This is a genomic window from Streptomyces sp. NPDC101776 (assembly GCF_044766845.1).
Classification (GTDB): Bacteria; Actinomycetota; Actinomycetes; order Streptomycetales; family Streptomycetaceae; genus Streptomyces.
Window position 1 is genome coordinate 152,416 of record NZ_JBIWMV010000022.1, and the last position, 24,471, is coordinate 176,886.

Consider the following 24,471-nt stretch of genomic DNA (forward strand, 5'->3'; position numbering starts at 1 on the left):
GTCGCTTCTGCGTCGTTTGGGTCGTTGTCAGACCGAGGACCTAGTCTGTGCAGCGTGACTTCGCCTGCATCGACGGACAGCGTTCCGCCCCAGTTCAGCGCGGGGCCGCGCCCCGCCCCGGGCCCGGCCGCCGACGAGGGACTGGCGCGGCGACTGCGCGCGCTCGCCTGCACCGCGCCGCTGCACGACCTCGACGCACGCAAGGCCAATCTCGCCGGCGAGTACTCGGTCTACGGCATGGCGGAAGTCGCCCTCGCGGCCATCGACCTGGTCACCCTGAACATGGACTTCGACACCGGCGCGGACCACGACCAGATAGTGGCCAGGCTCATCCCGCGCATCGCCGCCCAGGCCCCCCGGCGCCCCGTCGCCGAGCACGAGCGCGTGGCCCGCTGGGTCCTGGAGAACCTGATCAACGTCGGCAGCGTCGACCGCGGCTTTCGCACGGTCTACGGCACGTTCGCGCAGGACGGCACCTATGTGCGCCGCGACTACGACTTCAAGCTGATCGAAGAGGTCCCCGGCTACGGCGGCAGCGTCTATCTCCGGACGACCGACGAGGCCGTCAACGTCCTCGTGGGCGCCCTCGACACCGACGTCACCAGCGCGCAGATCGCCGCCGAGGTCAAGCTGGAGGTCCTCATCAGCCGCGGCCGGCTCGCCGACGCGCAACTCGCCGCGGAACAGGCCCGGTACCGGACAGTGCAGTACTCGGAGACCCTCCGCCGCGCCCTGGACGCCACCCGGCGCAACGTCCGCGCGGTGGACTGGCTCAATGCCGTGCCGGACATGATCGCCGAGGCCCTCGACCACGTGGCCGACCGCTATCGCCACGAGAACGCGATCCTCACCAACATCCGCAAGGCCCGCGACGAGTCCGAGGACCCCGAACAGAAGCGCCGCGCCGCCGAGTTGGTCGACATCGTCAAGGACTGTATCCGGCGGCACACACAACTCCAGTCGCGCCTCCTGGAGGCCGGGCCGCTGTTCCGCGCGGAGCAGGACCGGCAGGCCTTCGCGACCCCCATGACCACCTCGGGGATCGACCTCTACGGCCATCTCGTCGCACCCGTCCTGCCGTTGCCCCTGGAGCAGGCGATCCGGGTCACGGACGCGTTCTTCGCTCGCGGGACCGGGTTGCGTACGCCGGTGTCCGTCCGGGTGGGGGACCTTGTCGACATACTGCTCACCCCGGCCGCCGAGCGGGAGCATCTCGGGGCGGAGATGCCGGAGCCGGATCTCATCGCGACGCCGGACGACAGTCGGTTCAGTGAGGGGCAGTTGGCGGCGGCGATGGCGTTGCTGGATCTGCCTGCGGATGCGCCCCGGCGGTTGTCGGGGCTGCTTGCGGACGCGCGGCGCCAGGATTCTGAACTGCCTTATCTAGTCGCCTTGTTGGCCGTGCATGCGGCTAGTCCTCCGGTTGGTACGGCTTACCGGCAGGGGGAGGCGAAGTTGCTGTTCGCTGTGGATGACGGGACGGAGTTGGACGATCCGGAGTTCGGTGGGGCCGATCTGATTGTGGGGGTGGCCCTTTTGGACGCGGTGGGGATGGCCGCGGGGCGGAGTGAGGCGGCGTGAGGGTTGTGTCGTTGTTCGGGTGCGGGCCCGTTGTGGCTGGTCGCGCCCGCGCGGCGGAGCCGCAAATGTCACAGCCCCGCGCCCCTGGAGGGGCGCTTGCCTCCACGCTCGTATGTGAGATCAAGGAGTTGTCGTCGTGAGTGAGACCGTCGAATGGAGTGAGCCGGAGGTTGTCGCTCCGGCGGTGACTGCTGTCATCACGCCCGCCGACGCTGCCGACGCGGCTCGGCTTGTCGCGTTCGGGTTGCAGCCGAAGTTGCAGCCCGCGCGGGATCAGGAGTACGCGGAGTTGCTGCGGCGGTACCGGGAGGACTCGCCGTTCGCGCGGCTCGCCGATGCCGTGGCCGCCGGGCTCGGGCTGGTCGTTCTGGAGGTGTCCCCGCGCGCGGGGATGGCCGTGACCGCCGCCGAGGACTCGGTGTTCGCCGTGCGGATGGGGGACTACGCGCGGCGTACTGCCGCCGACTCCGGGGACCGGTTCCTGCACGGGCTCGCCCATCTCGCCGTCGCCGCCATGGCGTTCCCGCGGCCCGAGGATCTCGCCGACGACGGGTACATCGGGCGGGTCACGGTCAACGGGGTCGACGCCTTCGTACGGCAGGCCTGCCGTCGTCTGGAGGAGCGGGCCGACGAGCAGGGCATGAACACCGACCCGGCCACCGACGCGCCCGGACTGGAGGCCGCCTGGCGGATCTGGGTCAGACGCAGCGCCACCGGAGCCACCAAGGACGCCCGCAGACTGGCCGGTTCGACCACCGGCATCGTCGGCAAGGCGGCCGCCTTCCTCACCGACTCCGGCTTCCTGCAGCGCACGGGCGACGACAACGGCGGGACCTACCGCACGACCGCCCGCTATCAGCTCCAGGTACGCGACATGGCCGGCAGCGCCGCCATGGCCGAACTGCTGGAGCTGGGCGTCGTCCCGGTCACCGACGGCACCGCGAGCCTGCTGCCCGCCGAGGACACCGAGGACCTGGAGCTGGTGGCCGACGCCGGACTGCCGTTCCACTCCTGATCCCCAGCCCCTCCGAGCCCCTCCCGAAAACCTACGAACCCCCCACACCTGCCGAAGACTTACGACGAGAGTCCGCCATGTACGAGCTGTCCCGGGTCCGCCTCTACTCCATCGGGCCCGCCGGTGCGCGCTACGCCGACACCGTGCTTGACCTGCGAGGCGTGGGCAAGCCCGTGCCCGACCCCGCCCCCACCCAGGCGGAGTTCTTCGCGGACGAGCCCGTCGGGCCGCCGCGCCGCCCCGCGCCTGCCGGCGTGCTCTTCCTGGAGAACGGCGGCGGCAAGTCCGTCCTGCTCAAGCTGATCTTCTCGGTGATGCTGCCGGGACACCGCAACACCCTGGGCGGCGCCAGCTCCGGAGTGCTGCGCAAGTTCCTCCTCGCGGACGACTGCGGGCATGTCGCCCTGGAGTGGCAGCACACCCTGACCGGCGAGTGCGTGGTCGTCGGCAAGGTCAGCGAGTGGCGCGGACGCCAAGTCTCCAACGACCCGCGGAAGTTCGCCGAGGCCTGGTACTCGTTCCGGCCCGGCCCCGGGCTGAGCCTGGACAACCTCCCCGTCGCCGAGGCCACTTCCGTACGACCGCCCGTCGAGGGCGTGTCCGGAGCACAGGGCCGTCGGCGCACCATGAAGGGCTTCCGGGACGCCATCACCGAGGCGGGCAAGGCGTATCCGCACCTCGAAGTGCACTGGGAGGAGATCCACGACCGCTGGATCGAGCATCTCGGGGACCTCGGTCTCGACCCCGAACTCTTCCGCTACCAGCGGGAGATGAACGCCGACGAGGGCGAGGCCGCCGGTCTCTTCGCGGTCAAGAAGGACTCCGACTTCACCGACCTGCTGCTGCGCGCGGTCACCGACACCCGGGACACCGACGGGCTCGCGGACCTGGTCGGCGGCTTCGGCAACAAGCTGGGGCGACGGGCCGAGCTGATCGCCGAGCGGGACTTCACAGCCGGTTCCGTGGACCTGCTCGGCCGGATCGTCGAGGCCGCCGAGGCACGGGCACGCGCGCGTGACACCCACGCCGGTGCCGAGCGCCGTACCCGCACCCTCGCGCGCCGACTGTCCGCGCGGGGCGCGCGGGAGCGGGTGCGGGCCGCAGACCTCGCCCAGCGGGTCACCGCCGCCGCGTACGCCGTCACGCACGCCGAGGGGGCGCGCGAGCGCAGCGCGCTGATCGCCGCCGAACTCGCGTACCGGCACGCCTCGTTGGCGCTCGCCACGATGGAGAAGTCGGCCGCCGCCCAGAAGCGCGAACTCGCCGACGCCCGCACACTGCACGCCGCCTGGCAGGCCGCCGAGGCGGTCCTGCGGCACCGTGCCGCCGCCGACCGCTCCGCGCGCGTGGCCGTCGCGATCCGCGAGGCCGAGCGGGACGCCGCACCGGCGCTCGCCGCCCGCGCCCAGGCCGCCGCCGATCTCGTACGGGCCCTGCACTCGGCCGCCGCGAGCGCCGAGGACCTCGCCAACGTTGGCGAGGAGCGTTCCGCCGCGCTCCAGGAGGTCGGCGAGACCTCGCACCGGGACGCGACCTCCGCCGCCACCGAGGCGCAGCGCGCCCGCAGTGAGGTCGGGCATCTGCGCCAGCGCCTGTCCGAGGTCGAGCAGGAGACCGCCGAGGCGGTGCGCGCGGGCTGGCTCGACGACAGCGCCCCCGACGCCGACCCGGCCCGCGCGGCCCTCGCCGCGAGCGACGCCGAGAAGACCGCCGTGGCCGCCTGGGACACCACGCGCGAGGCTTCCCGCCGGGCCGCCGAGCACGCTCGTGAGGCGGCTTCCGCCGAGTCCCGCGCGGAGTTGACGGCGGCCCGCGCGTCCGACGCGGCGACCGCGGCCGAGCGGACCTACGACTCGGAGCGGCGCCTCGCCGAGGGGCTGGCGGGGGAGGAGCGGCTTGCGGAGCTGCTCAGCCTGCCGGGTGCCGGTGCCGGTGCCGGTGGCAGCGGTGGTGTGCCGGTACCGCGCACTGCGGGCCAGGGCGCTGACGGGGAGGCGGGCGCGCGCTCGGGTGGCGACGGCGACGGTGGCGGTGCCGAGGCGGATGCGCGGACCGGCGCCTCGGCCAACACCGGCTCAGCCAACACCAGCTCGGCCAATGCCGCCCCGGCCAACGCCGCTTCGGCCAACGGCCTTGCGGCAAGCGGCCGTTCCGCCGCCAACGTCTCCTCGTCCACCCGCTCCGGCACCGCCAAGCCCTCCCGTCCCCTCGCCGAAGGCCCCCTCACTCCCGAGGAACTCGACCGATTCGCCGACGAGTTGCGCGAGCTGCTCGACGACGGGGTCTCCTCCGCCGAGCGGCAGCTCTTCGATCTGCGGACCGCCGCCGCCGACGACTCCCGCATCCTCGGGGCGCTCGGCGACGGAGGCCTCCTGCCGCCCGGCCCGGACGTGCTGGCCACCGTGGAGTACCTCGGTGAGCACGGCATCCCGGCGCTGCCCGGCTGGCGCTACCTCGCCCAGGCTGTCGACCCCGTCGACCACGCGCGCGTGCTCGCCGCCCGGCCCGAGCTGGTCGACGGCGTGATCATCACCGACCCGGAGACGCACGCGCGTGCCCGTGAGGCCCTCAACGACGCGGCCCTGCTGCCCCGGTCCGCCGTGGCCGTCGGTACGGCCGCCGCCCTGCTCGCCCCGACCCCGGCGCCCGACGCGCAGACCGGTGACGTCTTCCTCGTACCGCCGAACCCCGCCATGCACGACGAGCACGCCGCCGACGAGGAGCGGCAGGCGCTGCGCGCAAGGGCGGGGCAGCGGGACGAGGAGATCCGTACGCTCGCCGCGCGGCTCGGCAAGGACCGGGAGCTGGCGGCGCGGCTCGCCTCCTGGCGCACCGGCTGCCCGAGCGGGCGGCTGGTCGAGCTGGCGCGGGCCGCGCAGGACACGCGCGCGTTCGCCGAGGAGGCCGAGGCCGAGCTCGCCGAGGCGCGGACCGTGCGGGCCGAGGCCGACGAAGTCGCCGCCGAGGCGGCCCAGGTGCGCGACGAGCGGCAGGAGGTCGCGCAGAAGGCCCGGCGGGCCGCCGACGCCCTCGCCGGACTCGCCTTCCGGCTGCGTGAACGTGCCGGCTGGCAGGTCAAACTGCGTGAACTCGCCGACGAGGCGGCCGAGTCGGAGGCCCGCGCCCAGTCCTGTCTGGAGCGCGCCCGCGCCGCCGACGAGGACCGCCGCGCCGCCCAGCGCGCCGCCGACGACGCCCGCCGTACGGCCCGTGCCCTGCGCGCCGAGCGCTCCGAGATCGCGGGCGCCCCCGACGACGTACCGGAAGACGACCCGGACGCCCCCAAGCCCGCGCTGCCGGCCCTGCGGGAGGCCTACCGGGCCGCCTCGCAGCTCTACGAGAAGGTCGGCGTCGGCGCCGATCTGCGGGCCGAGCAGGCGCGGGCGGAGAGCGACGAGAGCGCGGCGATCGCCGAGTTGGACCGGCTCAGCAACAAGGTCCGCACGCGCGCGGCGCAGTTGCTCCAGTCACCCGACGGCTCCGACGGGCCGTCCCGGCAGGCCGCCGTGGCGCGCGCCGAGGAGCTGGTGCAGCTTCTGGAGACCCGGGTGTCGACCGCGAGCGAGCAGCTCGGACGGCTGCGCGGCGAGGCCGAGCGGCACGCGCCCGAGGACGGCGAGGCGCACACCGAGCTGACCGAGGAACTGATCCCGCGCGACGCCGAGCACGCCCAGGCGCTGCTGCGCACGGCGACAGCCGAACTCGGCTCCCGCACCGACGCGTTGGGCCAGGCCCGCGCGGCGCACGCCGAACTCCTCGACGCCCACCGCAGCGCCGAGGACGGGGCGGGCGGATTCGACGAGACCGCCGCGATGCTCCGCGACCTGCTGCGTGAGCGCTCCACGGAGGAGGCCGAGGAGCAGGAGGAGACCGAGCCGTACCCCGGCAGCGTGGAGGAGGCCCGGCACTCCGCCGCCGAGGCCCGCCGCTCACTGCGCGGCTGCGCCGCCGACCTGTCCGCCGCCGAGAGCGCCGTACGCGAGGCGAGCGATGTGCTCGTGCGGCACGCCAACTCCACGCGCTACGAGCAGGTACGCACCCCCGCGCGGCAGCAGATCCGTGAGCTGCCGGCGTCCGCGCTGCCCGAGCACGCGCAGAAGTGGGCCTACGCCTTCGCGCCCCGACTCCGGGTCCTCACCGACGAGTTGGCGCAGTTGGAGCGCAACCGCGACTCGATCGTGGACCGGCTCCGCGGGCTCGTCGAGTCGGCGCTGGCGACCCTGCGGTCCGCGCAGCGACTGTCCCGGCTGCCCGAGGGGCTCGGCGAGTGGTCCGGGCAGGAGTTCCTGCGCATCCGCTTCGAGGAGCCCGACCAGGCCACGCTCACCGAGCGGCTCGGCGTGGTCGTCGACGAGGCGACCCGGGCCGCCGTGAAGAAGAACTCCGACATGCGGCGCGACGGCATGTCCTTGCTGCTGAGGGGAGTCGGCGCGGCCCTCGAACCCAAGGGCATCGCCGTGGAGATCCTCAAGCCGGACGCCGTACTGCGCGCCGAGCGGGTGCCCGTCGGGCAGATGGGCGACGTCTTCTCCGGCGGTCAGCTCCTCACGGCGGCCATCGCCCTGTACTGCACGATGGCCGCGCTGCGCTCCAACGACCGGGGCCGCGACAAGCACCGGCACGCCGGCACGCTCTTCCTCGACAACCCCATCGGGCGGGCCAACGCCACCTATCTGCTGGAGCTGCAGCGCGCCGTGTCCGACGCGCTCGGTGTGCAACTCCTGTACACCACCGGCCTGTTCGACACGACGGCACTGGCGGAGTTCCCGCTGGTCATCCGGCTGCGCAACGACGCCGACCTGAGGGCGGGCCTCAAGTACATCAGCGTGGAGGAGCATCTCCGGCCGGGACTGCCGCAGCAGGCCCCCGCCGGAGAGGGTGAGTCGGTGCACAGCGAGATCACCGCGACCCGGATGTTCAAACGTCCGGCGCCGACCGCCCCGTAGGCGAACGTCGTCCGTAGGCGCAAGGTCACCCGGGGCTGACCTCAGTCATCCGTGGGCCGACCTCAGGAGTGCGACAGCTGCCCGGCGCCGCCCTTGCGGGCTATCCGCTCCTGCGCCCGCCGGGTGGCCTTCGCCTGACGCTGGGCCCGACGCCGCTCGCGGCGGAGGGCCCTTGCCGTGCTGCTGGGCTCCGAGACCACGCCATTGCGCTGGTTCCACATCTGGCGGGTCACCCATACGTCGAGGACGCCCCAGGTGGCCACCACCGTGCTGACCACGCTGCTGATCACCATCGGGAACGCCAGCCAGGACCCGGCCATCGTGCACAGGAAGGCCACCGTCGCCTGGAGCAGCGTCACGGCGATGATGATCACCGCCCGCACGGCCGCCGTACGCACCGGATCGGGCAGCCGACGCCGACGCGCGGGCTCCTCGATCCACAACGGGCGGTAGTACTCCTGCTGTTCGGTGGCCGCGCGCGCCGCCGCACGCGGCCTGTCGGACTCCGCCGCCGGGCCGTCCGAACGCCTCCGAGCCTCGCCGTCCCCCGTCGACCGCGCCACCACGCCGTCCTCAAGCGCCTCTTGCCGCTCCGCCGTGCCCATCAACGTGTCCTCCCCACCGCCGGTACACCACTCGCCCCGGAGTCTGAAAACTCCGGCTCCCCAGTGGGTGCCCGGCCTGCCCTGTTTTACGCCGCCCGGGGGCGGATGCGGCTCCTGTGGCCGGTTCCGCACCCATGTCCCGTAGAGAAAGACGAACAACATGCCACGAAGATTCCCAACGGACGAAAAATTCCGGCCAACTGGCCAAGCGGACCGATCGGGTGGGGTGTGGTGATCTCGGGAATATCGGGGCGGCAATCTCCCGTAATGCACCGACAACGCCCCATGTCCGGTCGCTGTTGCGGAAGTTCACGCTCCGGACAGCTCTTCGAGTTACCTCTGTGTCAGTAGTAGGCTCGCGCCGTTTGTTGACGCACATGTGTACCCCCGGCCGGCGGGGGTCCAGCTGGGGGAGGCCATGCGCTTTCGCGGGAAGTCCATCCGCCGGAAGATCGTGGCGCTTCTTCTCGTGCCGCTCGTGTCCCTGACCGCGATCTGGGCGTTCGCCACGGTCCTCACCGGCCGGGCGGCCGGGGACCTGTTCAACGTGTCGTCGGTCGTCGAGAAGATCGGCTACCCCACCGAGGACACGGTCCGCGTCATCCAGCAGGAACGCCGACAGTCGCTCGTCTATCTCGCCGACCCGCGCGCCGCCGACGGGCTCACCGATCTCCGGCGCAGCCGCACCGCGTCCGACGAGGCCGTCGCCAGGATCCGCAAGAACGCCCAGAACCCGGATGTGCGCGACGCGATGGGACAGGCCACCGACAGCCGTGTCTCCGCGGTCCTCGACGCCTTCGACGGTCTCCAGTCCCTGCGCCGCAGCGTCGAGGACGGCACCGTCAGCCGTGCCCAGGCCCTCGATCTCTACAACCATCTCGTCGACCCGTGCTACGTGCTGCTGTCCAACCTCCACGTCGTCGACAACGTCGAGATGGACAAGCAGTACCGCGCCCTCGTCAACCTCGCCCGCGCCCGCGAGTTCCTCGCCCGCGAGGACGCCCTGCTCGGCTCTTCCCTGATCGTCGGCAAGCTCACCCGGGACGAGACCCGCGACGTCTCCGACCTCGTCGCCCAGCGCACTCTGCTGTACGACATCAATCTGCCGTTGCTGCCCTCCTCGGAGCGCGGCCACTTCGAACGCTTCTGGAAGAACGCGGCCAGCGCCCCCCTGCGCGTGGCCGAGCAGGCCGCCGTGTCCACCACCTCCGGCACGCCCCGCAACGTCACCGCGCAGACCTGGAACACCGCCGCCGGCGCCGTGCTGGCCAAGCTCGGAACCCTCGACGACCAGGCCAACGACCGGTACCAGGAGCGCGTCCGCCCCGTCGCGATCGGCGTCATCCTCAAGGTGGCCATCGCGGGCGTCCTAGGGCTGATCGCCCTCCTGTTCTCGATCTTCCTGTCCGTGCGCATCGGCCGCGGTCTCATCCGTGACCTGCGCCAACTGCGCCTGGACGCCCACGAGGCGTCCGGCGTCCGGCTGCCCAGCGTGATGCGCCGGCTGTCCGTCGGCGAAGTCGTCGACGTGGAGACCGAGGTCCCGCGCCTGGAGTACGACCGCAACGAGATCGGCGACGTCGGCCAGGCCCTCAACACCCTGCAGCGCGCCGCGGTCGAAGCCGCCGTCAAACAGGCCGAGTTGAGGTCCGGAGTCTCCGAGGTGTTCGTCAACCTCGCCCGGCGCAGCCAGGTCCTGCTGCACAAGCAGCTCACCCTGCTCGACACCATGGAGCGCAGGACCGAGGACACCGACGAACTCGCCGACCTGTTCCGCCTCGACCACCTGACCACCCGTATGCGGCGCCACGCCGAGGGCCTGGTGATCCTCTCCGGAGCGGCCCCCTCCCGGCAGTGGCGCAAGCCGGTCCAGCTCATGGACATCGTCCGCGCGGCCGTCGCCGAGGTCGAGGACTACGAGCGCATCGAGGTCCGCCGGCTGCCGAAGATCGCCGTCACCGGTCCCGCAGTGGCCGACCTCACCCACCTGGTGGCCGAACTCCTGGAGAACGCCACGGTGTTCTCCCCGCCGCACACCGCAGTCCAGGTCCTGGGGGAGCGGGTCGCCAACGGCTTCACCCTGGAGATCAACGACCGCGGCCTCGGCATGGCCGCCGAGGCCCTCCTGGATGCCAATCTCCGGCTCGCCGAGACACCCGAGTTCGAGCTCTCCGACACCGACCGCCTAGGCCTCTTCGTGGTCAGCCGGCTCGCCCAGCGGCAGAACGTCCGCGTCTCGCTCCAGCCCTCCCCGTACGGCGGCACCACCGCCGTCGTGTTCATCCCCGACGCCCTGCTGAGCGACGAGGTCCCGGACACCAACGGCATCGGTTTCCGCCTCGACCGCCCCCGGCCGACGAAGGAGGCCGAGCTGGAGGAGAGCCGCCGCTCCGCGCTCTCCCAGGTGCCCGTGAAGCTGCCCGGCCTGCCGCCCGCGCTCCTGGACGGCCCGGTCGAACTGGAAGCGCCCGTCGACCTGGACACCCTCGAAGGCTTCCCGAACCCGCTCGACGACGAGGACGGCGAGCGCGGCGGGATCTTCCGCCCACGCCGCTCCGCCGCCCACCGGGACGACCTCGCCCCCGTCCGCTCCGTAGACCAGCATCAGCCGGTCCCTGAGCCCCACGACGGACCGCGCGGAGCCGATACGGACGGCCACCGCAATGAGCCGCTACCGCTGCCCCGACGCCGAACTCCCAAGCTGGTCAGCTCCCATGGACGCCCGGTCGTCGAACCGCGCTCCCGGCGCGAACCGGGGGACTCCGTAGAGGACGGTTTCGACGGGCCCTCCAAGACCCCGACCTTCGGCGCCTCCGAGACGGACGGGCCCGCGCCCCTCCCGGCCCGGCGTCGTGGTGACACGCCGCTACGCCGCCGTACCGACGTGCCCGGTGGGCGCGCCGAGGCCGCGCAGACCCAGGCTTCCCCGGGACGCGGCCGCGGCGAGCCACCCGAGACCCCTGCTCTCCCCAGGCGCACCCGGCGTGCCGAGATCGCGTCCGGCGCTCCGGACTCCGACACCCCGCCGAGCCCGGCCGGGCCCGATCTGGGAGCGCTGCCCCGACGCGTGCGCCAGGCCAACCTGGCCCCGCAGCTGAAACAGGACCCTGATCGGCGTGCCGCGAGCCCGGCGGAGGTCGCCGAGCGCGACGCCGACGAGGTGCGCAGCCGTATGGCCTCGCTCCAGCGCGGCTGGCAGCGCGGCCGCGAGGAGAACGCCGAGGGCGACGACGTCCCAGGCGGCACAGCACAAGGAACTAAGGGGGACGGTCGATGACCGCACCAAAGGCGACCGGCGAGGGTACGACCGACCAGCGCGGGCTGAACTGGCTTCTCGACGACCTCGTCGATCGCGTCGCCAGCATCCGCAAGGCCATCGTGCTCTCCGGCGACGGCCTGGCCACCGGTGTGTCCCAGGACCTGACCCGGGAGGACAGCGAACACCTGGCCGCCGTGGCCTCCGGCTTCCACAGCCTCGCCAAGGGCGTCGGCCGCCACTTCGAGGCGGGCAGCGTGCGGCAGACGGTCGTCGAACTCGACGAGGCCTTCCTGTTCGTGACGGCTGCGGGTGACGGCAGTTGCCTCGCCGTCCTCGCGGACGCCGACTCGGACGTCGGACAGGTCGCCTACGAGATGACGCTGCTCGTGAAGCGGGTCGGTGTGCACTTGGGGGCCGCTCCGCGCACCGATCTGTCCTCCGGCGGGTAGTTGAGTGACATGAGCGGAGACGGTCAGGGAAGAAGTCACTGGTTCGACGACGAGGCCGGACCGGTCGTCAGGCCGTACGCGATGACGCGCGGCCGCACCACCAGTGCGGCCCAGCACCGCCTCGACCTCATCGCGGTGGTCATCGCCGAGTCCCAGGAGGACGACTCGGAAGCGGACCAGACGCTGTCCCCGGAGCACGTCGACATCGTCGGCCTGTGCCGTGACGCCCCGCAGTCGGTCGCCGAACTCGCCGCCGAACTCGACCTGCCCATCGGGGTGATACGGGTCCTCATCGGCGACCTGGTGGACGGCGAGCTCGTCCATGTGTCCCGTCCCGTACCGCCTGCCGAACTGGTGGACGAGAGTATTCTGCGCGACGTCATCACCGGTCTCCGGGCGTTGTGAGCGGCGCGGAACCGGAGTTCGCAGCACAGACGTGACCGGCCGCCGTTCCGGGGGCCGCCCCCCAACAAGCCCATCAAGCAGGAGAAGAGATCGATGATCTTCGGGCGTTCTGAGCGTGGCAAGCCCCCGGTCGAGCCCGTCACGCTCAAGATCCTGGTGGCCGGCGGCTTCGGCGTGGGCAAGACCACCCTCGTCGGCGCCGTCAGCGAGATCAGGCCGCTGCGCACGGAGGAACTGCTCACCGAGGCAGGCCGTCCGGTCGACGACACCAGCGGAGTGGAGGGCAAGCACACCACCACCGTGGCCATGGACTTCGGCCGCATCACGCTGCGCGAGGACCTGGTGCTGTACCTGTTCGGTACGCCCGGTCAGGAGCGGTTCTGGTTCATGTGGGACGAGCTCTCCGAGGGCTCGCTGGGCGCCGTGGTGCTCGCCGACACCCGTCGCCTGGAGGACTGCTTCGCCGCCCTCGACTACTTCGAGCGGCGCTCCATACCCTTCGTCGTCGGCGTCAACTGCTTCGAGGGCTCCGACCGTTACCCGGTCGACGCCGTACGCCAGGCCCTCGACCTCGACGAGGACGTACCGCTCATGCTCTGCGACGCGCGCGACCGCTCGTCGGTCAAGGAGGTCCTCATCGAGGTCGTCCAGCACGCGATGGCCTACGGCGCGAAGCGCCGCCAGAGCGTCACCAACTGAGGCACGGGCGCGGCCCGTACCCCCGCCGACAGGGGTACGAACCGCAGCTCTCGGAGCGATGCACGCGCGTGTGCCCCAACGACTGGGCACGCGCGTGTGCCCCAGGTGACCACGCACGCGTGTATGCCTAGTTGTCGCCCTCCTCCTGCCAGCCGAAGCTCTTCTCCACCGCCTTGCGCCAGTTGTGGTACTCGCGGTCCCGGACCGACGACTCCATGGACGGCGTCCACTCGACGTCCTTCTGCCAGTGCGACTTCAGCTCGTCCAGGTCGTTCCACACACCGGTGGCGAGCCCGGCCGCGTAGGCCGCGCCCAGGCAGGTCGTCTCGGAGACCTTGGGGCGGATCACCGGCACGTCGAGGACGTCCGCCTGATGCTGCATCAGCAGGTTGTTCTTGGTCATGCCGCCGTCCACCTTCAGGGTGGTGATCTGCACCCCGGAGTCCTGGAACATGGCGTCCACGACCTCCCGCGTCTGCCAGCTCGTCGCCTCCAGCACCGCGCGTGCGAGGTGCCCCTTCGTGACGTACCGGGTCAGCCCGGTGACGACACCGCGCGCGTCCGCACGCCAGTAGGGGGCGAACAGGCCGGAGAACGCGGGCACGATGTACGCGCCGCCGTTGTCGTCCACGCTCGCGGCGAGGGTCTCGATCTCGTCGGCGTTGCGGATGATGCCGAGTTGGTCGCGGAACCACTGAACGAGCGCGCCCGTTATGGCTATTGATCCCTCCAGGCAGTAGACCGGCGCCTCACTGCCGATCTTGTAGCCCATCGTCGTGAGGAGCCCGTTCTTCGAAGGCACCGGCCGGTTCCCGGTGTTGAGCAGCAGGAAGCTGCCCGTGCCGTAGGTGTTCTTCGCCGTGCCCACGTCGTAGCAGGCCTGCCCGAACACGGCCGCCTGCTGGTCGCCCAGGGCCGACGCCACGGGCACGCCCGCGAGTTGGCCGACCGCGGTGCCGTAGACCTCGGCCGAGGACCTGATCTCGGGGAGGATCGCCTCGGGCACGTTCATCGCGGCGAGGATGGACGGGTCCCACTGGAGGGTCTCCAGGTTCATCAGCATGGTGCGCCCGGCGTTCGTGACGTCGGTGACGTGCCGGCCGCCGTCGGTGCCGCCGGTGAGGTTCCAGATGAGCCAGGAGTCGATCGTGCCGAAGGCGATCTCGCCGCGCTCGGCGCGGTCCCTGAGGCCGGGCACGTTGTCCAGCAGCCAGGCCGCCTTGGGGCCGGAGAAGTAGCTGGCGAGCGGCAGTCCGGTCTGTTCGCGGAAGCGGTCAGGGCCGTCCGAGCCGCCCAGTTGTTTGCACAGGGCCGCGGTGCGGGTGTCCTGCCACACGATGGCGTTGTGCACGGGTTTGCCGGTGGCGCGGTCCCAAAGGACCGTCGTCTCACGCTGGTTGGTGATGCCGAGCGCGCTGAGCTGGTCGGCGCGCAGTCCCGCTTTGGCGATCGCCCCGGCGACCACCGCCTGCACCTTGGACCAGATCTCGGTGGCGTCGTGCTCCACCCAGCCCGGCTTGGGGAAGATCTGGCGGTGCTCACGCTGGTCGACGGCGACGATCGCGCCGTCCTGGTTGAAGACGATGCAGCGGCTGGAGGTGGTGCCCTGGTCGATTGCGGCGACGAACCTGTCCGTCATGACGACCCCTTTGTCGTGTCCTTCAGATCCTTCAGGTCCTTCAGAGGGCTGCTTTCGGAAGACTGCTACGACTGTTGTCGGAACGCCGTGGTCAGAAGGCCGCGTTGAAGATGACTCCGGCGAGCGCCCCGCCGATCAGCGGCCCCACCACCGGGATCCACGCGTAACTCCAGTCCGAGGTCCCCTTGTTGGGGATCGGGAGCAGCGCGTGGACGATGCGGGGGCCGAGGTCGCGGGCCGGGTTGATGGCGTACCCGGTGGGCCCGCCGAGCGACAGACCGATGCCGACCACCAGGAAGGAGACGACCAGCACCGCCGTGCCGGACTCGCCCAGCCCCTTGGTGAGCCCGAAGGCCAGGATCGGCAGTACCAGCGCGATCGTCGCGATGATCTCCGTCATCAGGTTCGCCACGACGTTGCGGATCGTGGGCGAGGTGGAGAAGATCCCGAGCGTCGGCTGCGCCATCTCCTCCTCGGCGTTGGCCTGGAACTGCGCGTAGTAGACCAGCCAGCACAGCACCGCGCCGAGCATGGCGCCGACCATCTGCCCCGCGATGTAGAGCGGGACCTTGTCCCACTTCCCGGTGTCGATGGCGATGCCGATCGTCACCGCCGGATTGAGCTGCCCGCCGGACAGCGGAGCGGCGGTGTACGCCCCGGCCATCACGCCGAAGCCCCAGCCGAAGGCGATGACGATCCAACCGGAGTTCTGTGCCTTGGAGTAGTTCAGTACGACGGCGGCGACCACGCCGGCGCCGAAGAGGATCAGGATCGCGGTGCCGATGACCTCACCGAGGAATATGTCTCCATTGCTCATGGCGGCTCCTAGGCCCTCGCCCGGGACGGTCGGCCCCGGTCCTCCGTGCAGGGTGCGGTTCCCTTGGCGACTTCAGCCGAAGGCAGGGAGGGTCCCGAGCCCCGCCCGGCGTCCGTGACGAGCGTGCCGTCGCAGCCGAGATCGCCCTTGGGGAGTGGGCCTGAGCGCAGGCGGAACCTGCGCGGCGCAGTGCCTGGTACGCCGAGAATGTACGGCGATGTCGACCGACACCGGGAAGTGTTCACCGGCGCCCATGGAGCGTCAAGGTCGCGGACGGCAACGGTGACAGCCGCCCTGGCGGCCCCTGGAGCCCCGTAGGACGCCCGCGGGACGCCACTCAGTGCCCGGGGGACTCCGCGGTCGTACGGTCGGCCTGTACGGCCGTCACAGGCGTGCCGCGCAGGATCTCGTACTCGCCCAGCCCCGCCTGGCTCAGCACCCAACTCGTGCCGCGCAGCGACTTCGCCGCCTTCTTCAGCGGCGCCAGGAACGCGGCCGCCTGACGGTGGTCGGTCACACTGCCCGGCACACACAGGACGGTGGCCAGGGACAGCGTCACCGCTCTTCCGCCCGCCGCCCAGGGCACGTTCAGCACGGCCGCGGCCAACTGCTCCAGCCCCTCGGGATCGGTGAGCACCAGGAAGTCGTCCCCGCCGATGTGCCCCACATGCGTGTGCCCGGACACCACCCACTGAAGTGTCCGGCCGACCGAGCGGATCAACTCGTCGCCCGCCGCGAAACCGGCCCCGTCGTTGACCTCCTTGAAGTGGTCGACATCCAGCCAACTCAGCGCGAACGTCCGCCCGTTCGCGATCCGCCGGTCCACCTCACCGGTGATCGCGTCCGAACCGGGCAGCCTGGTCAGCGGATTGAGGCCGGCCGCCTCCTCCACCCGCGTCTCGGCCAACGCCCGCACCAGATCCGCGAGTCGTACGACGCCCACACACCGCCCGTGGCGGTCGACGACCGCCACGTCGTCCGACGTACGGTCCGCGTCGCCGACGGCGACCACGTCCAGGACCTCCCAGGCGGTCGCGTCGACGCCCACCGTCCGCGGCGGGTCGCCGAGTTTGGCGGCGGGCCGGTCGGCGTACAGGGCGTGGCCGTAGCGCCCCGACATGGACAGCAGGAAGCGGGACCGGTGCACCGACCGGACGGGCACCCCGTCCCGGCCCACGAGCACCACTCCGGACACGTCGGGCGAGCCGGTCAGCAGCGCCCGCACCTGATCGGCGGACGCGGAGTCGGGCAACAGCGCGGCCGGCCGGACGAACTCCCGCACCCATGGCCCGGACGGCGGTGTCGTCGCGAGACCGGGCGGGCGCGGCGGAACGTATACGTCCGCCGCGGGCACCCGGGTCGCCGGCGCGAACAGCTCGCCCTGCGCCAACTGGGCCCCGGCCGACCGCGCGGTCGCGCACTGCTCCTCGGTCTCGACGCCCTCCACGGACAGCAGGGCGCCCAACTGCTCGCACAGGGTCCGCATGGCCCGCACCGCGGCCGGCCGCTCCAGCAGCGACGCGTCGAGCTTCACCAGGTCGGGCGCGAGATCCGTGAGCAGCCGCAGGGGTACGTCACCGTCGCCGACGCCGTCCGCACAGATCCGGAACCCCTGGGCACGCAGTTCGGACACCGCCTCCAGGAGCGCGCGTCGGGGCACGTGCGTGTACGGCGGCCCGATGTCGATCGTGACCTCCCACGGGAGCCGTCCCGCCTCGCGCACCGCGCTGTGCAGCGGGGTGAGCCCGCCGAGGTCGGCGAGGGTGCCGGCGAACACATTGATGTGCAGCGGCAGCAGCGTCTCCTTGCGCGCGGCGGCGCGGACCGCCAACACGGCGAGCCTGCCGTCGAGTTCGGGGTCACGGCGGGCCTCGGCGAGAAGGTCCCCGGTCTCCGGGCGGACGAGGACCTCCAGCCCCGCGATTCCACCGGTGGTCAGATTGACCACCGGTTGGAAGGCGAAACTGAGAGTGTCCGTGGAGGAGCGCACGGCAGCATGATGACGCCACCGGCGTACGCCCAGGCCCAGTTCATAAGACGTTCACGCAGCCTTGCGCGCTGATCACACGGTGTGCGCGGGCCGTCGTCGGTCACCGCACGGCGAGCACCGCCGACCCGTGCCCGAACAGCCCCTGGTTCGCGGTGAGTCCCACCCGCGCCCCCGCGATCTGCCGGTCGCCCGCGTCGCCCCGCAACTGCCAGGTCAGCTCGCAGACCTGGGCGATCGCCTGAGCCGGAACGGCCTCCCCGAAGGAGGCCAGCCCACCGCTCGCGTTCACCGGTATGCGCCCGCCCGGGGCCGTCGCGCCCTCCCGCAGCAGCTTGGCTCCCTCGCCCTCGCCGCACAGCCCCAGATCCTCGTACCACTGCAACTCCAGGGCGGTGGACAGGTCGTACACCTCGGCCAGGGAGAGGTCCTCCGGGCCGATGCCCGCCTCCTCGTAGGCCGCGCGCGCGATCGACGCCCGGAAGGTCTCGTCCGGCGGTGCCACCGCCGCCGCGGAGTCCGTGGCGATGTCCGGGAGGTCCAGCACCGTGTTGGGATAGCGCGGCGTCACCGTGGACACCGCGCGGATCCGCACCGGGTCCGCCGCCCCGTGCCGCCGCGCGAACGCCATGGTCGACAGCACCAGGGCGGCCCCGCCGTCGGAGGTGGCGCAGATGTCCAGCAGCCGCAGCGGATCGGCGACCACCGCGGAGGCGGCGACCTCCTCGGCGGAGACCCGCTTGCGGTAGCGCGCGTACGGATTCAGCGCACCCAGGGCGGAGTTCTTCACCTTGACCTGGGCGAAGTCCTCGGGGGTGTCCCCGTAGAGGGCCATCCGCCGGCGCGCGTACAGCCCGAAGTACGTCGGATTGGTCGCGCCGAGGACCCGGAAGCGCAGCCAGTCCGGATCGTCGTGCCGGTCCCCGCCGGCCGGCCGGAAGAACCCCTTGGGCGCGGCATCGGCGCCCACGACCAGGACCACGTCCGCGAGCCCCGAAAGGAGCTGCGCCCGCGCGGCGTTGACGGCCTGCGCCCCGGACGCGCACGCCGCGTACACGCTCGCCACCCGGGCGCCCTGCCAGCCCAGCGCCTTGGCGAACGTCGCGCCCGCCACATAGCCGGGATATCCGCCACGCACCGTGTCCGCGCCGACGATCGAGCCGACGTCCCGCCACTCCAGCCCGGCGTCGGCGAGCGCCGCGCGGGCCGCCGCCGTCCCGTACTCGACGAAGCCGCGCCCCCACTTCCCCCAGGGGTGCATGCCCGCGCCGAGCACCGCCACGTCCGCCGTCATGCCGCCACCCCCGTAGGCCGCCAGTGCCAGGTCGTCCAGGTCGTCTCCGTGTCCTCGTCGAGCACTCCGGGGACGACCTCCACCTCCATGCCCACCGCCAGATCGGCGACGGTGATCCCGGGAACCGCTTGTCCCAGCACCACGATCCGCTCGGACTCCAGCTCCACAGCGATCAACGCGTACGGTTCCCACGGAAGTTCCGGATCGCTCACATACGGTGACGGTGGCCGGTACCGGCTGTCCGTGTAGGACCAGACACGGCCGCGCCGCGACAGCGGGACCTCCTCCAGCTCGCCGCCCGGGCAGCCCGGATTGCGGCAATGACCGTCCTCACGCGGGAAGAAGACCGAGGCGCACGCCGAGCAACGCGTGCCGAGCAACCGGAAGTCGTCCCCGTCCCCGGTGAACCAATCGGTGACCACAGGTGTGCGTGTTCGCGACAACGTCCCTCCACAGCACTGGATCTGACGGAACGTCAGAAGTGTGCCACGGGCAACGGAAAATGAGCAGGGCGTTTCGGTGAACCATCCGGCCACCTACCGCGTCGTGATACCGGGGAGACGGCCGGGGCCCACGGGGGTGGTTCCGGCCGTTTCCCGTTCACTCGCGCGGCCCCCGGAAAGACGCCCTCCGCTTGATCGGATACAGTCCGCCGAGTGTCCGAAACTCAAGCCTCCGTCCCCAACTCCGGGCCGAACTCCCACTGTTCGAGCTGCGGATCGCCCTACGGAGAGGGCGTCTCCGGCTGGCCCCGCACCTGCCCGGCCTGCGGCACCGTCGCGTACCGCAACCCGCTGCCCGTAGCCGTCGCACTCCAGCCCGTGTACGACACGAAGGGCACCGCCCTGGTCGTCATCACCCGAACCGTCGCCCCCGCGCGCGGAGGCGTCGCCCTGCCGGGCGGCTACGTCGACGACCGCGAGGACTGGCGACAGGCCCTCGTCCGCGAACTCCGGGAGGAGACGGGCATCGACGCCGCGAGCCGCGACGTACGGCTCGTCGACGCCATCAGCTCGCCCGACGGGCATCTCCTGCTCTTCGGCGTGCTCCCCGAGCGCCCGGTCGAGGGCCTGCCCAAGTCCGTCCCCACCGACGAGACCGAGGGCTGGCACCTCCTGCGCCGGCCGGAGGAACTCGCATTCCCGCTGCACTCCGTGGCCGTCAAGGCCTGGTTCGAAGGCCGGTACATCTGAGGTCAGCCCGCACCGAGCCCGCGCACCCGCACCGGGTAGGACGGCGCGCTCACACCGTCCTCCGACTCCCGCTCCACGACCACCCGCCGGCCCTCCCAGCGGGCGACGTACCGCTCGATCTCCGACTCCTCCCACCCGTCGCCCGCGTCCGGCACCACCAGCCCGCCCCCGGTCCGCCCCCGGGCGGGCGCCCACACCTCGAGCTCCAGCGCGCCGTCCGCGCCCCGCACCGGCAGGACGGCACCCGCGCGCGCGAGCACCGGAATCCGCGACAACGGGGCGTCGACGAGAATCTGGCCCGGCCCCTCGTAGACCTGCTCCGTCTCCGTGTCGTACCAGCGCCCCCTCGGCAACTGCACCGCACGCCGGTCCGACCCCGGATAGAGCACCGGCGCCACCAGGAGACAGTCGCCCAGCAGGAAGGCGTCCTCGCAGTCCCGTAGCGCACGATCCTCCGGCGCACCCCACCAGAGGGGCCGCACATAGGGCGCTCCGGTCCGCCGCGCCAAGTGCGCCAGCGTCATGAAGTACGGCAGCAGCCGGCGCCGTTCGACGAGCGCCGCGCGCGCGTGCTCCAGCACGTCGGCACCGAACTCCCAGGGCTCCCGACGCCCCGCCCGCAGGCTCGCGTGGGTGCGGAACAGCGGCAGAAACGCGCCGAGTTGGAACCAGCGCAGATACAGCTCGGGCGAGGGACTCCCGTCGAAGCCGCCCACGTCCGGACCCGAGTACGGCACCCCGCACAGCCCGAGCCCAATGACCAGCGACAACGAGGCCCGCAACCCCGGCCAGCCGCTGGCCACATCGCCGGACCAGGTGCCCCCGTAGTTCTGCATCCCGGCCCACCCGGAGCGCGAGAAGAGGAACGGCCGCTCCTGGGGGGCCAGTTCGCGCAACGCCTCGTAGGCGGCCCTGGCCATGCACAGCGCGTACACGTTGTGCGCCTCACGATGGTCACCGCCCCGCCCGTCCAGGTCGTGCCGGGCCGAACGGGGCAACGTCGACTCCCCGAAGGCCGTGAAGGACGTGGGCTCGTTCATGTCGTGCCAGAACCCCGCGAAGCCCTGCGCGAGCCGCTCCTGGTAGAGCCCTCCCCACCACTCCCGCACACGCGCGTGCGTGAAGTCCGGGAAAACGGCCTCCCCGGGCCACACGACGCCCCGCACCAGCCGCTCCGAGGCGTCCCGCACGAAGGCGTCCTCGGACATCCCGCTGTCGTGGACGGCGTTTCCCGGCTCGGCCTTCACCGCGGGGTCGACGATCGACACCAGCCGGATGCCGTCCCGCCGCAACTCCTCGGCGAGCACCGGCAACTTCGGGAAGCGCTCCTGGTCGACCGTGAACACCTGGTGCTCGTCGTAGTGGTCGATGTCCAGGTGGACGGCGTCCAGCGGCAGCCCGCGCTCCTGGTAGCCGGCGACGATCCGCCGCACCTCCCGCTCACTGCCGAAGCCCCACCGCGCGTGATGGTGCCCCAGCGCCCAGGCCGGCGGCAGCGCGGGAGCACCGGTGAGCGAGACCCAGGCGTGCAGCACGCGCGCGGGGGTACCCACGATCACCCAGCAGCGCAGCGGACCGCCGTCCATCCGCAGCTCGGACGCCCCCGCCCGGTCGTGCCCGGAACCGGCACCCTCCTCGCCCTCCCGCAGCGTCACCGTGCCGTCCCAGGAGGTGTCGTGGAACACCAGATGCGTGGCCGCGTCGGCGACCACCAACTGCACCGGCATGGTGACGTACAGCGGATCGTCACCCGGCGCGAAGGGCCGCCCCGGGTCGGTGTTCCACAGCCGGTACGTCCCGTCGCGCAACCGGGGGCCCGACGCGCGCCCGCCCAGCCCGAAGAACCGGGCGTCCGCCGCCACCTCCGACCGCTGCATCCAGCGCGCCGTTCCACCGCCCACCGGTTCCCACCAACGCGGCGGCAGATCCCGGCGCAGCGTCACACCACCGGGCGTACGCACCTCGACCGCGCCGTGCCGCGACACGGAGACCGTCACCCGCTCCGCCACGACCCGCCAGCCACCGTCCTTGTCCGGCTCCAGGACGGCCCGGGGATCCGGCTCGGGACACCGCCCGCCGAGCGCGTACGACGGCTCCGGACCGGCCCCGTCCCAGCCCCAGAAGACGGCTCCGTTCGCGGCGACCGTGATGCGCAGCTCGGAACGGCTGAACCGGATGATCCCGCCGCCGGGCCCGGGCTCGGCCTCCCGCACCGGCCCGGGCACCCGCGCCCGCTCAGCCCCTCGCGCGGGCAGCCCGGTGGCGTCGGCACGCCTCCTGCGCCACGCCGCCCGTACGGTACGCAAACCCTGCGCCGCCCCCGTCGAACCGACCACCTTCACCGAACGCACCAGGTCACGACCGTCCATGCTGCTCACCCTGCCATTACAGGTCCCGGATAACCGCGTCGTTCAACTGCCGTTCACCCGTGGTGGGGCCACATGTTCACGACACGGACCATGTGGGGGCGCGCCCTGGTGCGGAAGTCGATCACATGGCATCGTCCGTGTCAGCCGCGTCACGCGCACACCCCCGCACGTGCGCGACGGACGCACACGACGCGCACAGTCCCGGGAGCCGCCCCATGTCGACCGCGAACCCCCTGCCGCTCTGGCAGCCAGATCCGGAACGCATCGCCCAGGCACAGGTCACCAGGTTCCAGACCTGGGCGGCCGAACACCACGGAGCCCCCGCCGACGGCGGCTACGCGGCACTGCACCGCTGGTCCGTCGCGGAACTGGACACCTTCTGGCAGGCCGTCACCGAATGGTTCGACGTGCGGTTCTCGACCCCCTACGCGCGTGTGCTCGGCGACCGCTCGATGCCCGGCGCGCACTGGTTCCCCGGAGCGACCCTCAACTACGCCGAGCGCGCCCTGCGCGCGACGGCCACCCGCGCGGACGAACCGGCCCTCCTGTACGTCGACGAGACCCACGAGCCGACCCCGGTCACCTGGTCCGAGCTCCGCCGCCAGGTCGGCTCCCTGGCCGCCGAACTGCGCACCCTCGGCGTACGCCCCGGAGACCGCGTCAGCGGCTACCTGCCGAACATCCCGCAGGCCGTCGTCGCCCTGCTCGCCACGGCGGCCGTGGGCGGCGTCTGGACGTCCTGTGCCCCCGACTTCGGCGCCCGCAGCGTCCTCGACCGCTTTCAACAGGTCGAACCGGTCGTCCTGTTCACCGTCGACGGCTACCGCTACGGCGGCAAGGAACACGACCGCCGCGACACGGTCGCCGAACTCCGCCGCGAACTGCCCACCCTGCGCGCCGTCGTCCACATCCCCCTCCTGGGCACCGACGCCCCCGAAGGCGCCCTGGAATGGTCGTCCCTGACCTCGGCCGACGTGGAACCCGTCTTCGAACAGGTCCCCTTCGAACACCCCCTGTGGGTGCTCTACTCCTCGGGCACGACAGGCCTCCCCAAGGCCATCGTCCAGTCCCAGGGCGGCATCCTCGTAGAACACCTCAAACAACTCGGCCTGCACTGCGACCTGGGCCCCGAGGACCGCTTCTTCTGGTACACGTCCACCGGCTGGATGATGTGGAACTTCCTCGTCTCCGGCCTCCTGACGGGCACGACGATCGTCCTCTACGACGGCAGCCCCGGGTACCCCGACACGGGCGCCCAGTGGCGCATCGCCGAACGCACCGGAGCGACCCTCTACGGCACCTCGGCCGCGTACGTCATGGCCTGCCGCAAGGCCGGCGTGCACCCGTCCCGCGACTTCGACCTCTCCCAGGTGCAGTGCGTCGCCACCACCGGATCACCGCTGCCGCCGGACGGGTTCCGCTGGCTGCACGAGGAGTTCGCAGACAGCGGAGCCGACCTGTGGATCGCCTCGGTCAGCGGCGGCACGGACGTCTGCTCCTGCTTCGCGGGAGCCGTACCGACCCTCCCGGTGTACATCGGCGAACTCCAGGCCCCCGGCCTGGGCACCGACCTCCAGTCCTGGGACCCGAACGGCGAACCCCTGGTCGACGAGGTCGGCGAACTCGTGGTCACCAACCCCATGCCGTCCATGCCGGTCTACTTCTGGAACGATCCCGACGGCACCCGCTACCACGACAGCTACTTCGACACCTACCCCGGTGTGTGGCGCCACGGAGACTGGATCACCGTCACGTCCCGAGGCTCCGTAGTCATCCACGGCCGCTCCGACTCCACGCTCAACCGGCAAGGCGTGCGCATGGGTTCGGCCGACATCTACGAAGCGGTCGAGCGGCTCCCGGAGATCAAGGAGTCCCTCGTCATCGGCATCGAACAGCCCGACGGCGGCTACTGGATGCCCCTCTTCGTACACCTCGCCCCCGGAGCCGTCCTCGACGAGGCACTCCTGGGCCGCATCAAGCAGACCATCCGCGAACAACTCTCCCCACGCCACGTCCCCGACGAGGTCATCGAAGTCCCCGGCGTCCCGCACACCCTCACCGGAAAGCGCATCGAGGTCCCGGTCAAACGCCTCCTCCAGGGCACCCCGCTGGAGAAGGCGGTCAACCCGGGCTCCATCGACAACCTCGGCCTGCTGAGCTTCTACGAGGAGCTCGCCCGCAAACGCGCCTGATCGACCTCCCGTAGAGGTCGA

16 protein-coding genes are annotated in these 24,471 nt (G+C 71.8%); 9 read left to right on the plus strand and 7 right to left on the minus strand.

The window, feature by feature from the left end:
* Nucleotides 1-54 precede the first annotated feature (54 nt).
* From ACIRRY_RS43145 to ACIRRY_RS43155, 3 genes are all read left to right on the plus strand, one after another.
* On the plus strand, nt 55-1,581 hold the full coding sequence (locus tag ACIRRY_RS43145; protein WP_403984306.1) for a hypothetical protein: 1,527 nt from the start codon (nt 55-57) through the stop codon (nt 1,579-1,581).
* Between the two features lie 136 nt (nt 1,582-1,717).
* Nucleotides 1,718-2,596, plus strand: a complete 879-nt coding sequence (locus ACIRRY_RS43150) for a hypothetical protein (RefSeq protein ID WP_403984307.1) — start codon at nt 1,718-1,720, stop codon at nt 2,594-2,596.
* A 77-nt stretch (nt 2,597-2,673) separates the two neighbouring features.
* Nucleotides 2,674-7,542 carry a hypothetical protein gene (locus ACIRRY_RS43155; protein ID WP_403984308.1) on the plus strand — a complete coding sequence of 1,623 codons (4,869 nt, stop codon included), beginning with the start codon at nt 2,674-2,676 and terminating at the stop codon, nt 7,540-7,542.
* Nucleotides 7,543-7,604: 62 nt separating this feature from the next.
* Here the strand turns inward: ACIRRY_RS43155 and ACIRRY_RS43160 are convergent, their stop codons facing one another.
* Nucleotides 7,605-8,147, minus strand: a complete 543-nt coding sequence (locus ACIRRY_RS43160; RefSeq protein ID WP_403984309.1) for a hypothetical protein — start codon at nt 8,145-8,147, stop codon at nt 7,605-7,607.
* 418 nt (nt 8,148-8,565) lie between these two features.
* Between ACIRRY_RS43160 and ACIRRY_RS43165 the strand changes: the two genes are divergently transcribed.
* From ACIRRY_RS43165 to ACIRRY_RS43180, 4 genes are all read left to right on the plus strand, one after another.
* A complete protein-coding gene (locus ACIRRY_RS43165) occupies nt 8,566-11,424 on the plus strand; it encodes a nitrate- and nitrite sensing domain-containing protein (protein WP_403984310.1) in 2,859 nt (952 codons plus the stop codon).
* On the plus strand, nt 11,421-11,855 hold the full coding sequence (locus ACIRRY_RS43170) for a roadblock/LC7 domain-containing protein (RefSeq protein WP_403984311.1): 435 nt from the start codon (nt 11,421-11,423) through the stop codon (nt 11,853-11,855). The genes ACIRRY_RS43165 and ACIRRY_RS43170 overlap by 4 nt, the downstream gene beginning before the upstream one ends.
* 9 nt (nt 11,856-11,864) lie before the next feature.
* Nucleotides 11,865-12,260: a DUF742 domain-containing protein gene (locus tag ACIRRY_RS43175; RefSeq protein WP_403984312.1), complete on the plus strand. Its 396-nt coding sequence runs from the start codon at nt 11,865-11,867 to the stop codon at nt 12,258-12,260.
* 93 nt (nt 12,261-12,353) lie between these two features.
* Nucleotides 12,354-12,959, plus strand: a complete 606-nt coding sequence (locus ACIRRY_RS43180; RefSeq protein WP_403984313.1) for a GTP-binding protein — start codon at nt 12,354-12,356, stop codon at nt 12,957-12,959.
* 127 nt (nt 12,960-13,086) lie between these two features.
* Here the strand turns inward: ACIRRY_RS43180 and glpK are convergent, their stop codons facing one another.
* From glpK to ACIRRY_RS43205, 5 genes are all read right to left on the minus strand, one after another.
* The gene (gene glpK, locus ACIRRY_RS43185; protein ID WP_403984314.1) at nt 13,087-14,598 is read right to left on the minus strand and encodes a glycerol kinase GlpK; all 1,512 of its coding nucleotides are present in this window, start codon (nt 14,596-14,598) and stop codon (nt 13,087-13,089) included.
* Nucleotides 14,599-14,689: 91 nt separating this feature from the next.
* Nucleotides 14,690-15,415, minus strand: a complete 726-nt coding sequence (locus ACIRRY_RS43190; RefSeq protein WP_403984315.1) for an MIP/aquaporin family protein — start codon at nt 15,413-15,415, stop codon at nt 14,690-14,692.
* Between the two features lie 337 nt (nt 15,416-15,752).
* Nucleotides 15,753-17,405 carry an EAL domain-containing protein gene (locus ACIRRY_RS43195; protein ID WP_403984316.1) on the minus strand — a complete coding sequence of 551 codons (1,653 nt, stop codon included), beginning with the start codon at nt 17,403-17,405 and terminating at the stop codon, nt 15,753-15,755.
* A gap of 100 nt (nt 17,406-17,505) precedes the next feature.
* Nucleotides 17,506-18,696, minus strand: coding sequence for a lipid-transfer protein (locus ACIRRY_RS43200; RefSeq protein ID WP_403984317.1), 1,191 nt, complete (start codon nt 18,694-18,696; stop codon nt 17,506-17,508).
* Entirely contained in the window at nt 18,693-19,118 is a 426-nt protein-coding gene (locus tag ACIRRY_RS43205; protein ID WP_403984318.1) for a Zn-ribbon domain-containing OB-fold protein, read from the minus strand. The genes ACIRRY_RS43200 and ACIRRY_RS43205 overlap by 4 nt, the downstream gene beginning before the upstream one ends.
* 234 nt (nt 19,119-19,352) lie before the next feature.
* Between ACIRRY_RS43205 and ACIRRY_RS43210 the strand changes: the two genes are divergently transcribed.
* Complete coding sequence (locus tag ACIRRY_RS43210) at nt 19,353-19,889, plus strand: NUDIX domain-containing protein (RefSeq protein ID WP_403984320.1); 537 nt, start codon at nt 19,353-19,355, stop codon at nt 19,887-19,889.
* Between the two features lie 2 nt (nt 19,890-19,891).
* Here the strand turns inward: ACIRRY_RS43210 and ACIRRY_RS43215 are convergent, their stop codons facing one another.
* Nucleotides 19,892-22,258, minus strand: coding sequence for a TIM-barrel domain-containing protein (locus ACIRRY_RS43215; RefSeq protein WP_403984322.1), 2,367 nt, complete (start codon nt 22,256-22,258; stop codon nt 19,892-19,894).
* A 215-nt stretch (nt 22,259-22,473) separates the two neighbouring features.
* On the opposite strand from ACIRRY_RS43215, the gene ACIRRY_RS43220 reads away from it, so the two are divergent.
* Entirely contained in the window at nt 22,474-24,450 is a 1,977-nt protein-coding gene (locus tag ACIRRY_RS43220) for an acetoacetate--CoA ligase (RefSeq protein ID WP_403984324.1), read from the plus strand.
* The last annotated feature ends 21 nt before the right edge of the window (nt 24,451-24,471 follow it).

What these genes read in the sequence shown, in the direction of transcription:
- ACIRRY_RS43155 (WP_403984308.1), top strand. Translation starts at nt 2,674, where the DNA reads ATGTACGAGCTGTCCCGGGTCCGCCTCTACTCCATCGGGCCCGCCGGT.
- ACIRRY_RS43160 (WP_403984309.1), bottom strand. Translation starts at nt 8,147, where the DNA reads ATGGGCACGGCGGAGCGGCAAGAGGCGCTTGAGGACGGCGTGGTGGCG.
- ACIRRY_RS43165 (WP_403984310.1), top strand. Translation starts at nt 8,566, where the DNA reads ATGCGCTTTCGCGGGAAGTCCATCCGCCGGAAGATCGTGGCGCTTCTT.
- ACIRRY_RS43170 (WP_403984311.1), top strand. Translation starts at nt 11,421, where the DNA reads ATGACCGCACCAAAGGCGACCGGCGAGGGTACGACCGACCAGCGCGGG.
- ACIRRY_RS43175 (WP_403984312.1), top strand. Translation starts at nt 11,865, where the DNA reads ATGAGCGGAGACGGTCAGGGAAGAAGTCACTGGTTCGACGACGAGGCC.
- ACIRRY_RS43180 (WP_403984313.1), top strand. Translation starts at nt 12,354, where the DNA reads ATGATCTTCGGGCGTTCTGAGCGTGGCAAGCCCCCGGTCGAGCCCGTC.
- glpK (WP_403984314.1), bottom strand. Translation starts at nt 14,598, where the DNA reads ATGACGGACAGGTTCGTCGCCGCAATCGACCAGGGCACCACCTCCAGC.
- ACIRRY_RS43190 (WP_403984315.1), bottom strand. Translation starts at nt 15,415, where the DNA reads ATGAGCAATGGAGACATATTCCTCGGTGAGGTCATCGGCACCGCGATC.
- ACIRRY_RS43200 (WP_403984317.1), bottom strand. Translation starts at nt 18,696, where the DNA reads ATGACGGCGGACGTGGCGGTGCTCGGCGCGGGCATGCACCCCTGGGGG.
- ACIRRY_RS43215 (WP_403984322.1), bottom strand. Translation starts at nt 22,258, where the DNA reads ATGGACGGTCGTGACCTGGTGCGTTCGGTGAAGGTGGTCGGTTCGACG.
- ACIRRY_RS43220 (WP_403984324.1), top strand. Translation starts at nt 22,474, where the DNA reads ATGTCGACCGCGAACCCCCTGCCGCTCTGGCAGCCAGATCCGGAACGC.